General features: G+C 41.1%; 11 protein-coding genes. 3 read left to right on the forward strand and 8 right to left on the reverse strand.

The window, feature by feature from the left end:
• Window positions 1–60 precede the first annotated feature (60 nt).
• Window positions 61–3,672, reverse strand: coding sequence for a response regulator (locus tag ACE1CI_RS23725; protein ID WP_413267235.1), 3,612 nt, complete (start codon window positions 3,670–3,672; stop codon window positions 61–63).
• Window positions 3,673–4,251: 579 nt separating this feature from the next.
• Between ACE1CI_RS23725 and ACE1CI_RS23730 the strand changes: the two genes are divergently transcribed.
• On the forward strand, window positions 4,252–4,935 hold the full coding sequence (locus ACE1CI_RS23730; protein WP_496615893.1) for a GNAT family N-acetyltransferase: 684 nt from the start codon (window positions 4,252–4,254) through the stop codon (window positions 4,933–4,935).
• Between the two features lie 10 nt (window positions 4,936–4,945).
• A complete protein-coding gene (locus tag ACE1CI_RS23735; protein ID WP_413267237.1) occupies window positions 4,946–5,416 on the forward strand; it encodes a hypothetical protein in 471 nt (156 codons plus the stop codon).
• Between the two features lie 216 nt (window positions 5,417–5,632).
• Here the strand turns inward: ACE1CI_RS23735 and ACE1CI_RS23740 are convergent, their stop codons facing one another.
• The 6 genes from ACE1CI_RS23740 to gor all read right to left on the reverse strand — a co-directional run bounded on the left by ACE1CI_RS23740 (window position 5,633) and on the right by gor (window position 10,859).
• A complete protein-coding gene (locus tag ACE1CI_RS23740) occupies window positions 5,633–6,778 on the reverse strand; it encodes a histidinol-phosphate transaminase (protein WP_413267238.1) in 1,146 nt (381 codons plus the stop codon).
• A 41-nt stretch (window positions 6,779–6,819) separates the two neighbouring features.
• Window positions 6,820–7,467 carry a YqiA/YcfP family alpha/beta fold hydrolase gene (locus tag ACE1CI_RS23745; RefSeq protein WP_496615745.1) on the reverse strand — a complete coding sequence of 216 codons (648 nt, stop codon included), beginning with the start codon at window positions 7,465–7,467 and terminating at the stop codon, window positions 6,820–6,822.
• A gap of 57 nt (window positions 7,468–7,524) precedes the next feature.
• Complete coding sequence (locus ACE1CI_RS23750) at window positions 7,525–8,040, reverse strand: Spy/CpxP family protein refolding chaperone (RefSeq protein WP_413267240.1); 516 nt, start codon at window positions 8,038–8,040, stop codon at window positions 7,525–7,527.
• A gap of 6 nt (window positions 8,041–8,046) precedes the next feature.
• On the reverse strand, window positions 8,047–8,607 hold the full coding sequence (locus ACE1CI_RS23755; RefSeq protein WP_413267241.1) for a hypothetical protein: 561 nt from the start codon (window positions 8,605–8,607) through the stop codon (window positions 8,047–8,049).
• Complete coding sequence (locus ACE1CI_RS23760) at window positions 8,604–9,203, reverse strand: sigma-70 family RNA polymerase sigma factor (protein ID WP_496615746.1); 600 nt, start codon at window positions 9,201–9,203, stop codon at window positions 8,604–8,606. The genes ACE1CI_RS23755 and ACE1CI_RS23760 overlap by 4 nt, the downstream gene beginning before the upstream one ends.
• Before the next feature lie 255 nt (window positions 9,204–9,458).
• Complete coding sequence (gene gor / locus ACE1CI_RS23765) at window positions 9,459–10,859, reverse strand: glutathione-disulfide reductase (protein WP_413267243.1); 1,401 nt, start codon at window positions 10,857–10,859, stop codon at window positions 9,459–9,461.
• A gap of 44 nt (window positions 10,860–10,903) precedes the next feature.
• On the opposite strand from gor, the gene ACE1CI_RS23770 reads away from it, so the two are divergent.
• The gene (locus ACE1CI_RS23770; RefSeq protein WP_413267244.1) at window positions 10,904–12,505 is read left to right on the forward strand and encodes a mechanosensitive ion channel family protein; all 1,602 of its coding nucleotides are present in this window, start codon (window positions 10,904–10,906) and stop codon (window positions 12,503–12,505) included.
• Between the two features lie 88 nt (window positions 12,506–12,593).
• On the opposite strand, the gene ACE1CI_RS23775 is transcribed toward ACE1CI_RS23770, so the two are convergent.
• Window positions 12,594–13,469 carry a HEAT repeat domain-containing protein gene (locus ACE1CI_RS23775; RefSeq protein WP_413267245.1) on the reverse strand — a complete coding sequence of 292 codons (876 nt, stop codon included), beginning with the start codon at window positions 13,467–13,469 and terminating at the stop codon, window positions 12,594–12,596.
• Window positions 13,470–13,500: the final 31 nt, after the last annotated feature.

Raw genomic sequence — 13,500 nt, forward strand, 5'->3', positions numbered from 1 at the left:
TTACAACCGACAACCTCAGTTTGTTCATCGCTCTAGCTAGGATAGCACAACTTTGGGCAACTACACAATTTTTTTCACTTTTTCCCTTTCCCCTTTCTTTCCTTCTGCTTTATCAACTACGAAAGTCAACACGGTTTCATCTATGCCTTTAAGTTGCAGGGGACTACCCTTGGTGATTTCCGCTTCGTCCAGATAATCGGCGACTGCGGCGGAAACTAAGATGGTGTTAGGTTGGGCTAAGGCTTGCAGTCGGGAGGCGATGTTCACTGTCGGTCCGATCGCAGTATAATCGGCTCGTTCTTGACCACCAAACATTCCCACTACTGCTGTTCCCTGATGAATACCACAGCGGAACTGTATTTCGGGGATACCTTGTTCTCGCCAACGTTGGTTAAGTTCTTCTAAATAGTAGTGCATTTGTCTGGCGGTGGCGATCGCACGTTTCACCTGTTCATTCGGTGTCAACTCTTCCGGCGCACCATACATCGCCAACACTGCATCACCCATAAATTTATCCACAGTACCACCGTTGGCAAATACCGCCCTAGTCATATAATCCAAATATTCATTCAGTAATTCAGCAACGCGCCGACTTCTTAAAGTATTAGAAAGTTGGGTAAAACCAACAATATCGCTAAACAAAATTGTCACTAATTTTGGTTCGGGGCGCAAATCTAATGACAGTTCTCCTGTCGCTGCTTTATTCACTAAAGTTGGGGGCAAAAAGCGCTTTAATACTGATTCTGTGAGATATTTATTTAACTCTTGCAACTTTTGTTCGTTGACTTTAAGTGCTAATAAATTTCGCACGGCGGCTAAAAGTTCGCGATCGTTAAAAGGTTTAGCTAAATAAATATCTGCCCCTTGTTCTGTTCCTTCTATTCTGGTATCTTCATCGACTTTGGCGGTTAACAAAATAATTGGTGTTGCCTTAATTTCTGGCAAATCTCGAATCCGGCGAATCATATCTAAACCAGAGACGATCGGCATCATCAAATCCGTGACAATTAAATCAGGATGCCTGTCTATTGTGATGCTTAAACCTTCTGCACCATGTCTAGCTGTTAACACTTGAAAACCGGAAGCACGCAATACTTCAGAAACATAACTCCGTAAATCAGGATTATCATCTACTACTAATATTGTCGGGGCGTTAGAATTTTCATGAGAATCAACAGAAATTTCTGTTGTTACTTGTTCTCTGCTAATTTCTCTGGTTTCTGGTGCTTCTAAAATCTCTAAATCTGCTAATTCTACAGCAGCACGACTAGCTTGAAGTTGGGTTGGTACTTCTAAGATTTGATCTAAAGGTAAATGCGCCATTCCTGTTTGTAACCAAACTGTAAAAGTGCTTCCCGCGCCATAAATTGATTCGACAGAAATTTGTCCGCCGTGAAGTTCTACTAACTCTTTAACTAAAGCTAAACCTAAACCGCTACCTTCATAAGAACGGTTAACGGAACCTTCAGCTTGGCGGAAACGTTGAAATAAATGGGGAATTTGTTCGGTGCGAATGCCAATTCCAGTATCTTTAATTTGTAGGCGAACATGATCTCCTGCTGGTTCTACTTTAATGGCGATCGCACCGCCATTATCAGTAAATTTCATCGCATTAGATAACAAATTATAAATTACCTTATCAAATCTTTCTGGATCTAAATAAACTTTGGGACAAGAATGAAGTTCTGTCACCAAACGCAAACCTTTTTTCTCACAATAAGGGCGGAAAGATTCGACAATTTGACCTACCATCATCACCACATCGCAGGGGCGAAAACTCGCCTGCATTCTTCCAGCATCAAGTCTTTGAATATCCAATAATTGATTAACTAATCGCAGTAAACGGCGCGTATTTCTTAAAGCAATTACTGCTTGTTGGTGGGGCAGGTCACTTGTTTGGGCTACTGCTGATTCTAACGGCCCCATCATTAAAGTTAGGGGAGTGCGAAATTCATGGGAGATATTTTGAAAAAACTCAGTTTTTTGCCGATCTAATTCTAATAATCTTTCAGCTTGTTGCCGCGTTTTTTGATATAGCCGAGAATGTTGAACTGCGATCGCCGCTTGTGCTGCCACAGCTAACGCCAAATCAATTTCTACCTGTTGCCATTTTCTCACCGAACTTGCTTCCCGGAGAGTAATGCTACCAATTAATTGTCCATCACAAATCAAAGGTACCATCATTAAAGCCCTGGCTGAAGACCGCAAAGGCAAATCAAACCCCTGCATTTCCGGCATGGCTTCTAAATCATTAATTACCACTGGTTGTTGAGTTTCTATCAATCTTTGTAATACCGGATTTGCGGAAATTGGTACTGAAGATTGCGGCAGTCGAGATGAAGATGTAATTGTTGATTTTGAGTTGTGATTAATTGGGAACTGGGGAGTGGTAACTGGGGAGTGGTGATGAGGTAATTCACCTGTTACTTCCCGATTCTCGATTCCCTTTGTTTGCCTTTTTTTGTGATTATTTTCTAATTCGCCAAATTCCACATCGAACACTTGCAAACCTAATTCATTAGCATCATATAATCCTACACATTGGACATATTCATCATCTGGTGTCCATAAAGAAAGCGCACAACCATCTACATTCAAAGCTTCGCCAAGTTGTTTAGTAATTGCGGAAAAAATATCTTTAGGATCGAGACTATAACGAATGGCATTAGTAATAGTATTGACTAAAGCTTCACGTTTAGCCATTGCGATCGATCTTTCATAAGCGAGTGCTTGCGCGATCGCCAAAGCAGCTTGATCTGCCACCATAAAAACTAGTTGTACTTCATCATCTTGCCAACGACGATTTTCTGTACATTGATGCAGCGCTAACACAGCAGTCAATTCCAATTGACAAATTAAAGGTACTACCAAAGAAGAACGAATTCCCGCTTTGGCAAAAGCTGCCGATCTTTGTTGTTTTTCTGGACTATCTCCTTGAATTTGTTCATCTGTTGCCACATCTTCAATAACGTGGACATCATGAGTTTCCCAAACTGTTTGAGCCAAACTATTATCTGTTGAGGTAGTGGCTAATCGGTTGTTATTCTCTGGTGATTTTTCTCCAACGCCTCGCTTGCGATAGACAAAACTTTCATCAGCGATCGCATTATCATGACAAGGACGAATAATACAGATATCCGCCTCCAACATATGTCCAACTGTGTTTACAATTGTTTGCAGGATTTGCCGATGATCGGTGCGGGAGCGGATAGTATTAGTAACCGTATTGAGTAAAGACTCTTGGCGCAGGGTACGGCACAATTCTTGAGTTCGCGCCCGCAAGACATTATGAGTATCCAAAGCTTGTCGGACTACTAATTGTAAAGCGTCCGATTCCCAAGGTTTAGTTACATACTTAAAAACCTTACCGCTATTAATAGCTTCTACCAAGTCTTCGACATCAGTATAACCAGTTAAAATAATGCGGATTGTATCTGGGTACTGAGTGGCTGTTAAACTCAAAAATTCAGTACCACTCATTCCCGGCATCCGTTGATCGGAAATAATTACTGCCACATCTCCTTCTTTGGCTAAAATTTCCAAAGCCGCTGTCCCTGATGTTGCCTTGAGCACTTTGTATTCCCGATAGAAGGTGCGATACAGCAGGTCGAGATTATCTGGTTCATCATCAACAACCAGAAGTTTCGGTTTATTAGTGTGTTGGGACTTCATATAATCCTCTCCTGCCTAAGCAAGTCATCCCAGAAGCAAATGGTTTCATTACAAGGTGCATTAGCTGGTGACAATTTATAAAAGCAGCAAATACCAATTCTGTTTTATTTTTCCCTTCATTAACTCCAATCCACTACTCACCACCGACTATTGTCCGATTCACATAGCGTTAGCGCAATTTTCCGTATAATTACGCTTTACGGAAGTGGGTATCCTGACTCAGTTATGGGGTGTCAAGAGAATTTCCTGAAACCGGAAGCCTGAGACGGGAAACCTGTTCGCTAAGTATTACCTAAATATAAGGAGAAAACACATTAACATCGACAAGCGTTAGGCTATTTTAAAGAAATACCAAGTTTAGCATTGCTGCTCTCAACTGATCTAGGCAGATAACCCGTATCCTAGTTTTACAATTCTATACTTTCTGTAAGTGATACACCCTTATGTACGATCCTAATGCAGTTGAGAGTGACTTTCACCAATCGTAGTTTATACAACTTTGGATTGTCCGGGATTGAACTTAAGCATAACTTGGCTCTAGCTTAAGTAACAGTAAAAAAGTAAACCGTTGTGAAGCTCTTGTTCTGGTTCCTAAAAAACTCCCAGCAAGAACCGGAGGTAATTTTGTCTGGTTCTTCTCCTTTACAAATCCGTGCTGCTAAAACCGAAGATTTAAGCTATTTGGCGGAAATCCTGGCTAATAGCTTTCACTCTCGCTCCGGTATTACTGGTTGGTTTTATCCCCTGTTTCGCTTGGGGATATACGAAGATTTGCGCCATCGGTTGCAATCTAGTTCGTCGCGTTATGTTTGTTTGGTGGGGATCTACAAAGATTCTCAACTCGGCGATCGTCAAGATCAATTGGTTGAGCAAGAGGTAAGGGGGAGAACAGTTGCTCCCCCGGATCGGGATTGTGTGGTGGGAACGGTGGAAATGTCTTTGCGATCGACTAATCCTTGGCAGTTCTATAATTCCTCTGGCTATCCCTATTTGTCCAATTTGGCGGTACAGTCTGAATACCGTCGTCGGGGTGTAGCGAGGCAATTATTACTGGCTTGTGAGCAAATTGCTTTAAATTGGGGTTATCAAGACCTGTATTTGCACGTACTGGAAAACAACCACAAGGCAAGAGGGCTTTATAGTCAGTTGGGCTATCGCTTACACCAAGTAGATTCTAATTGGGCTTGTTTGTTGTTGGGAAAACCTCGACAATTACTGTTGCATAAGCGCTTGACTAGTGCAGCGCGATCGGGTTTATGCTAAAAATTAACTGTTGACGATTGAGCAAAAAGGTGATATGCCCCAAGAATACGAAAATCTTACTGCTGCGGAAATTACGGAACATTTGCAAGAAGGTAGGTTGCTGACGATTAATCGCTGTAAGCGCAATGGTTTAATTATCTATAAACCTCACCATGCTGAATTTGCTGGGCCTGGGGCTGCTGTTGGTGGTAACTGCGATTTAGATTGCCAAAGGGTGACTCCGGTGGGGAATCTTTCTTTGATTGTTCCAGAAACTTTTGACGATCGCCAAACTGCTTATAAAATTCGCATTCAGTGGCTCCGGTTAATGAAAAAGTCTACAGAATATGACGATCCCTTACAACGGGCGGAAAAGTTGATGTTTCAGTTTGAAAACTTTTTTGATTCCCAAACTTTGGATCAATTACCGGATGAAGCTTTTGCTCTTTTGGTGGGTGTTTTTCCTCAAACTATTAAAACTGCAAGGGTTAATGATGGTTAGGTAGAGGGGACTCTTGGGACTCTTGGGAAATTATTTAACTCAAAACTTTCTCCCTGTACGGACAATTAATGAATTGTCCGTACTCAAAACTCAAAACTGCCAACTCAAAACTGCCAACTCAAAACTCAAAACTGCCAACTCAAAACTCAAAACTGCCAACTCAAAACTCAAAACTGCCAACTCAAAACTCAAAACTTAAAACTCAAAACTTAAAACTTAAAACTCAAAACTTTCTAGGGTGGTTTTTAGTCTTTGGATCGATCGCTGATTCTCTTGGGGAGTTCCTACTGTAATTCTTAATCCTCCGCTAATTTGTCTGAGCAATGTTCCTTGGGATTTTAGTTGTTGAGTTAATGCTGTTAGTTTAGCGGTTTGATCTGTGGTTGTTGGGAGCAAACGGAGATAGATAAAGTTAGCGGCGCTAGGCCAAATTTTTAAGGCTGGGTGTCCAGATAAACTGTTAATTAGTTGTTCTCTTTGAGCTAAAATTTCCCCTATTGATGCGAGTATTTCTTGCCGATAATTCATGGCAAATAAGGCAGCGGCTTGGGTAAAACTGGGTAAGTTGTAGGGTAAGCGAACTTTTTCTAAGGCTGCTGTTAGTTGGGGGTGGGCGATCGCATATCCAACGCGATGGGCAGCTAAACGAAAGGCTTTTGAGAAAGTTCTTAAAATCATCCAGTTGGAATGTTGTGCTAGTTCAGCGGCGACGGTAGTTTGACTAAATTCAAAATAAGCTTCATCGATTACTACTAAAATATTTTCTGGCAAATTTCGCAACCAATCTAATTCTTTTGCTGTTAAAGCGTTGGCTGTTGGCGAGTTAGGATGGACGACAAAAACGAGGCGAATTGGTGGATTTTGGGTTTGATTAATTGCTTGTTGTGCTGCGTCTAAATCTATTTCAAAATTACTTTCGGAACGTCCGACTGTAACTACTGGAATTCCTAATGTTTGGGAGATAATTCCATACATGGAAAAGGTAGGGTTGGCGACTAAAACTGCACCTTCTCCTTTTAAACAGGTGGCGATTAAAACTGAGCGAATCAGTTCATCGGAACCGTTGCCAACAGAAATATTATCTAAGGTAATGTCGGTGATTTGTGCGGATTCGTTGACATATTCGGCGATCGCACTTTTGAGCGCCACATAACTACCATCTGGATAACGATTATTTTCGATTACTTGCTGATAAGTCCAACTCAGTTTTTCCTTTAATTCGTTAGGCAAATCAAAGGGACTTTCGTTAGAGTCTAAGCGATCGATGGTAATGTCTGATTTAACTGGTTCGCCAGATGTGCCGCCTGGGTGGGGTTGATAGGCAACCAGTTGAGCGAAATCGGAACGAATAAAGTTAAGCATAGAGGGGATTGGGCATTATTGTTTAGGATTAAATTTTACCTCTAAAAATTGCTCAGTTGGCAGAAAGTGGAAATTTCTTGCCAAATTTCTGGTAAAACGTTGGCGAGGGAGTGATCGCTGTCTTGTTCAATTAATTTTACCCAAGGGCGTGAGGCGGCGAAGTCTCGACTAGCTTGAATCGGGATGACTTCATCTTTTATCCCGTGAATAATTAAGGTGGGAATTTGGCGTTGAATTTTGGTTTCTGAGTATTGTTTTAAGTCGGTTACAAAGTTGTAGCTTAAGGGGAGCGATCGCTTTGACCCGTAATGATAAACTGGTAAAAATCCTTCCCTTTGCCAAGTTTCAACTGTTGTTTCTCCTAAAGCGGAAAACCACAGATCAAGAAAAGTAAAAGCTGGAGCCAACAAGACTAGTTTTTGACATTGTAGTTGTTTTTCGCCTAACCAAGCTGATGCTAATCCGCCAAAACTAGAACCAATTAAAGTGACTGGTGTTGGTGAGGGAGGGAAAGTTGCTGCTACTTGACGCAGTTGGCGCGTCATTGTTAAATGAGTAAAGTCGGATTGATTTAAGTCAGGAATTGTTAGGGGAATTTGGCTTTGGGAAAAGCGATCGCGCAAATAATTGGCTTTAACTGAATTAGGACTAGAAGCAAAGCCGTGCAGATAAATGTATTCCAAATTCATTCGCTTAATCGATTTGAGGATTTAATTTACATATTCTAGGAAATAAAGAAAAAAGCTTTAATCCTTCTCCCCTACTACCCTTGGTGGCGGCGGCATTTCTGGAAAGCGAGAATCATGTTTTTTTTGCATTTTAATTCTATTTTGTAAATTTTGCGCTACTTGACGACGTTGTTCTGGATTTAACACTTCTCGCATTTCTAATAAACTTTCAAAGCGCAAAGTTCCCACTTTTTGTTTTAAGGTTTCGACTTGACGATGTTTTTGCCGCAAGCTATCTATGCTGGCATCGCTTCCCAACATTTGACCTAATTCAAATTGAGCTTGGCGCAAAGCTTTGGCTGATTCAACAATTTGTCCTCTATACTTATTACTAATTGTCTGCATTTGTTGAGCTTGTTCTGTTGTGAGATTGAGTCTTTGAATCCATTTGGGGACATCTTGATTAGGATGGTTATTGGGTAGATTGGGATTTTGGGAAGTAGGTTGAGAAAACCAAGGTTTAGGGTTAGCAATGGCAACTGCGCTAATCGATAGGGTTAAAAACGCGATCGCAGAAGCACGACTGAATAACATTGTTTTCTATCTCCTTGTAGTAACTAAATTTGGATTTTTAGTTGGGTAATAAGCTTTAGTTTTAGCCAGATTTAAGTACTCGTTTTGGATATTTTCTACCGACATTTCTGGAGAATTATTAGTAACAACCCCATTCCAGTTGTTTTCTAAAAAGTTTTCTATTTTAACGAGTTCTTGATGATTCTGGCTCCGATTTTGAACAGGGAGATAGTTGGAGTTACTAATGAGAAATTTACTTGATTTAGAAATGGTTTTATTTAGTAGAGGGGCAGTAGTTGGCGAAAGAGAGTTAATGGTGGCGAAAGCGTTATTTAAAGAGTTATTTTCTCGCCAATAATTACCACCCCAAGCTAAGGCTAAACTAGCAGCAATAGCGGGAGGAACTAACCATACTTGTCGAAAACGAGAGGGATGATTTGGGGAATGATGGTGCAGTTGTGGGGGGGGAGAAGATGCGATCGCACAGAAAAGTTTTTCTTCCAAGTCGGGGGGAGATGGGGGAACTTCTGGGCGATTTTGCCGTAAGAAATCGATTAAGCGTTGGTCATCATTTGGTAAGTTACTCATAGCTGAACTCCTTGTTTTTGGAGAAATTGTCGCATCGCAGCACGGGCATGAAATAGGCGAGATTTAACTGTTCCCACCGGAATACCCAAGATTTGGGCTACTTCTTTTTGCGGAACTTCCTCTAGGTCATGCAAAACTATTACAGCCCGATGTTCTAAACTCAGCTGTTCTAGTGCGCGTCGTACCAAATCCTGATAATGTAGTTGCATCAGGTCGGGCGCTGGTGATTGTGATTGTTTTGGGTCTTGGGTTTCTAATTTGGTATTAAAATTGCGCTGTTGGGCAAATTGCCGTCGCTGATCGCAAGCTACATTCCAGGTAATACGATAAAGCCAGGTAGAAAATTGCGCTGTCTGACGTAGTTGCGGCAAACCTTTCCACGCTCGCAGGAACACTTCTTGCACTAAGTCATCGATCGCGGATGTTCCGCAAAGTTGGTACAGTGTGGATCTGACTCGCTGGTGATAGCGCTGATAAAGTTGGCGAAAACTTTGTTTATCGCCTTGTAAGCACTTTTCTGTTAAATCCGAGTCGGATATGTCTTCTGTTGGCACACCTACACCTGGCACAAGATAAACCAATGGTCTTTCCCTCACCCGTTGTTATCTCCAGTTTAGACTGGGCAAGTGCGATCGAGGTTCAATGTTGGGGGTTGGGGGTTGGGGGTTGGGGGTTGGGGGTTGGGGACAAGGGGACAAGGGGACAAGGGGACAAGGGGACAAGGGGACAAGGGGACTGGGGAGGTGGAGAATTCAAAACTCAAAACTCAAAACTGTTCCTCGTTATCCTCGTTCCCAGGTTCAACCTGGGAACGAAGAATGGAGGTTCTGCCTCTTGGTTCAAGACCTGAGTTATCGTAAAGTCACGAATTCTTCGGCTGTGGAAGGGTGAATTCCTACTGTTGCATCGAAGTCTTTTTTAGTTGCTCCCATTTTAACTGCGATCGCTACACCTTGAATAATTTCGGCAGCATTTTCCCCTATCATGTGAGCACCTAAAATTTTGTCGGTGTTGCTATCAACTACTAATTTGACCATCACTTTTTCATTTTTTCCGGTAAAACTATGGTACATAGGACGGAACCGAGCCTGATAAACTTTTACCCCATCGCCGTACTTTTGTTTAGCTTCTAATTCATTTAAGCCAACTGTAGCGGCTTCTGGTTGAGAAAATACCGCAGATGCAACAGTTTCATGACTAAAAATTCGGGGATTATTGCCAAATTCAGTATCAGCAAAAGCTCGACCTTCGTTAATTGCAACTGGGGTTAAATTAATTCGGTTGGTGCAATCTCCTACAGCGAAAATGTTTGGTTCTGTGGTGCGGCTATATTCGTCAACTCCGATCGCACAATTGACGGTATATCCATGTAAATTGGGCAAATCAGGATCGTCACACTGGACAATTTCTACATTAGTATTTTCTAAACCGAGATGTGCTAAATTAGGGGCGCGACCAATGGCAATTAACACTGCATCTACGGTGATTTTTTCTTCAGTATTATTTTGTTTGTCCAAATAGGTTATTTCTAAACCATCTGAGACTTTTTCGATTTTAGGGATATAGGTATTGGTGACAATATTAATCCCATGTTCGATCATGGCATCCTGAACACCGCTGCGGATGTCTTCATCGAAACCTCTTAAAATGCGATCGGTGCGAATAAACTGAGTAACTTCGCTACCGAGTGCATTCATAATACAGGAAAATTCTACACCAATATAACCTGCTCCGATCGCAGCAAAACGCTTTGGTTGTTCTGGCAAAAGAAATATTTCGCGAGAGGTAATGCCGTATTCTTTAGCTCCGGGAATATCAGGTTTAATTGCTTCTCCGCCCACCGCAATTAAAATTTTATCAGCTGTCACTTTGCGTCCATCTACTTCTATGGTATGAGGATCTAACAAAGTGGCATCGCCTTGAATTAATTCAACACCCGCTTTTTCGAGGAAACTAATGTGTAGCTTACTCAGTCGTTTAACTTCGTTATCCACGCTAGTAACTAGTTTTTTCCAATCAAAGCTAGGTTGTACTTCACTCCAACCATAACCTACTGCATCTTCGTAATAATGAGAAAATTTGGAGGCGTAAACCATGAGTTTTTTAGGTACACAACCGCGAATAACGCAGGTACCACCGACGAGATCTCGTTCAGCTATGGCTACTTTTGCGCCGTAACTAGCTGCACGTTTGGAAGCTGCTAATCCTCCAGAACCAGCACCAATGACAAAAAGATCGTAATCGTAGGACATAAATTGTTATGCTCCGTTAATGAACTTTTCTACAAGTTATCATTATGAGTTGGCTAATTGACTTTTATTTAAGAAAGATGAAATCTCTGAAGATAATTACCCTCAGCTTTATTTTAGGTTGTGTTTTGTCTGTGATGCCTGTTTTAGCACAACAAAATTCTACTGCTCCTGTTACTCTTGATGGACGACAATTATTTAAGCTTAGCCGATTAAATGAGATTGATGCAGAACTAAGAGCTAATCAAGCTAATCAAATTTTAAATCAGGCTGTGGCATCAGGCAATCCAGCACAGGTAAAGGTGCAGGAAATAAATAGTTTTCCTGTAATTCAGGTTAATGGCACTAATTTAGTCACTGTTACGGATAAAGATGTACCAGTTGGAGTTACCAAAGAGGAGCAAGCGAAACGCTGGCAAAATATTTTACAAGCTGCTATTAATCAAGCACAAAAAGAAAGAAGACCGGGATATAATCGTTATGCAGCCTTGGTTTCTTTGGGATGTGTTTTGTTAGCAATTGTTGTTAGTTTGTTGTTAGGTTGGTTTTGGAAATACTGGTTGCTTCGGTTACTGCCTACGCCAGAAAGAGTGAGGGAAACTGCTGCGCCGCCGAAGGTTCATTTGTTAGCAAAATTAGTTTTAAAATTACTGCGGCTAGGAATTTGGTTATACACTTTGCTGTATATTGCTAATTTGTTTCCCCAAACAAGATTCTGGAGTCAAAAAATATCAAATGTGATAGTTTACACTTTAGCGGAACCGATCGTTAATTTAGGAAGTAATTCCTATTCAGTTATTCAAATCGCGATTCTGATTGGGTTATTTTTCGGTCTTTTATCGCTGACTAAAGTGGTGAGAAACTTGTTGCGATCGCGTGTGCTCTCGTTTACGGGAATGAACTTAGGAGATCAAGAGACGATCGCCACTATTGCCAACTATACCTTAATTTTTATTGGCACAGTTTTATTACTACAAATTTGGGGTTTAGACCTCAGTTCCTTAACAATTTTTGCCGGGGTTTTAGGCGTTGGTATTGGCTTAGGTTTACAAGGAATTGCCAAAGAATTTGTCAGTGGTTTAGTAATTATTTTTGAACGTCCTATCCAAGTAGGAGACTTTATCAACGTCGGAGAATTTATGGGAACAGTACAACGAATCAGCGTTAGAAGCACTGAAATTCTCACTTTAGAACGACTTTCGATTATTGTTCCTAATTCCCATTTTCTCGAAAAAGAAGTAATAAACTGGAGTCATGGTAGCCCAGTTGCTTTAATTAAAATACCTGTAAGAATTGCTTACAATTCTGATTTAAAAAAAGTGCGCCAAGCCTTGCTAGATGTAGCTAAAGAGCATCCTGAAGTAGCCTCCGATCCACCTGCAAACGTACTTTTTAAAAGCTATGCTGAAAATTATCTAAACTTAGATTTAGTTGCTTGGATCACCGAACCCAGAAGACAGATTTTAATTAAAAGTGATATTTACTTTCGGATTGATGAAATTTTCCGAGAGCGCAACATAGAAATTCCTTACCCTCGACAAGAATTACATCTAAGTTCCGGCAATGTACCAGTAGAACTTTCCCCTGAGTTAGAAACATATTTAACTAAATTGCTAGGTAACAAAGCTAACGGTTCTAAACAAGATTAACAAAGCATTTCGCCAGAGTAAGAAAATATAAAAAATTTGTAGGGTGCGTTAGTAACGCACCATTCCCTAGTTCTGTTGAGACAAATCTTTAAGTTTTTGGTAGTGGAGTTCGGCGAGGAATAGGAGTAGGAGTAGGAGTAGGACGAGGAACACAAATATTAGGGCGAGGATTGCAAATATTAGGACGAGGAGTAGAGATATTGGGACGAGGGGCACAAATATTGGGACGAGTAACACAAGGGTTTGGACGCAAATTATCGCGTTGATTTTGTTGGTTGCGAACTTGGGAAATTTCTGTGTTAATTTGTCCTAATGCGATCGCTGCACCTTTGCGAATTAAAGGATTTTTGTGTTGCAATGCTTCTGTAAGTGCGGGTGTAGCTGTTGGACCAATTCCTCTTAAAGCTATGCTGGCATTTAAGCGTACTTGTTCATCATTATCGGAGAGCATTTCTATTAGTATAGGAATAGTTTGTTGAGCTTCTGCACCTATTCCCGCCAAAGCAAAAGTAGCACCTCTACGAACTAAAACATTTTCATCTTTTAATGCTTCCGTGAGTGCAGAAACCGCAGGCGAACCAATTCTTCTTAATGCTACAGCAGCATCTAATCTTACCTGTTCATCTTCATCTTTTAACATGGTAATTAATTGGGGAATTGCGGTTTTTGCTTCAGGTCCGATCGCGCCTAATGCAAAAGCTGCACCACCCCTAATTTGTTGTTCTTTTTCTTCTAATGCTGCGGTGAGAATGGGAATTGCAGGAACACCGATTTTTCTCAATTCTCTGACTGCTTCTAAGCGTTTTATTTTATCAGTATCCCTGAGTTTTTCCACTTGAGCAATAATTTCGGTGTTGATGGCGGTTTGTGCTTTGACACTCCCGATTAATGGCAGAATTACTGAAAGGCAAATGAAGGCGATTTTGGGTGCTAGAATTAATTTTTTGCGGGTATTGTTGTCCATGAGAAGTCCTGTCTTGTTTTCGATATAGACG

Source organism: Floridaenema flaviceps BLCC-F50 (assembly GCF_041929275.2).
GTDB classification, from domain to species: domain Bacteria; phylum Cyanobacteriota; class Cyanobacteriia; order Cyanobacteriales; family Aerosakkonemataceae; genus Floridanema; species Floridanema flaviceps.

Coding starts and splice junctions, on each gene's coding strand:
- ACE1CI_RS23750 (WP_413267240.1), bottom strand. CDS start 8,040: ATGTTATTCAGTCGTGCTTCTGCGATCGCGTTTTTAACCCTATCGATT.
- ACE1CI_RS23775 (WP_413267245.1), bottom strand. CDS start 13,469: ATGGACAACAATACCCGCAAAAAATTAATTCTAGCACCCAAAATCGCC.
- ACE1CI_RS23755 (WP_413267241.1), bottom strand. CDS start 8,607: ATGAGTAACTTACCAAATGATGACCAACGCTTAATCGATTTCTTACGG.
- ACE1CI_RS23725 (WP_413267235.1), bottom strand. CDS start 3,672: ATGAAGTCCCAACACACTAATAAACCGAAACTTCTGGTTGTTGATGAT.
- ACE1CI_RS23740 (WP_413267238.1), bottom strand. CDS start 6,778: ATGCTTAACTTTATTCGTTCCGATTTCGCTCAACTGGTTGCCTATCAA.
- ACE1CI_RS23745 (WP_496615745.1), bottom strand. CDS start 7,467: ATGAATTTGGAATACATTTATCTGCACGGCTTTGCTTCTAGTCCTAAT.
- ACE1CI_RS23770 (WP_413267244.1), top strand. CDS start 10,904: ATGAGTTGGCTAATTGACTTTTATTTAAGAAAGATGAAATCTCTGAAG.
- gor (WP_413267243.1), bottom strand. CDS start 10,859: ATGTCCTACGATTACGATCTTTTTGTCATTGGTGCTGGTTCTGGAGGA.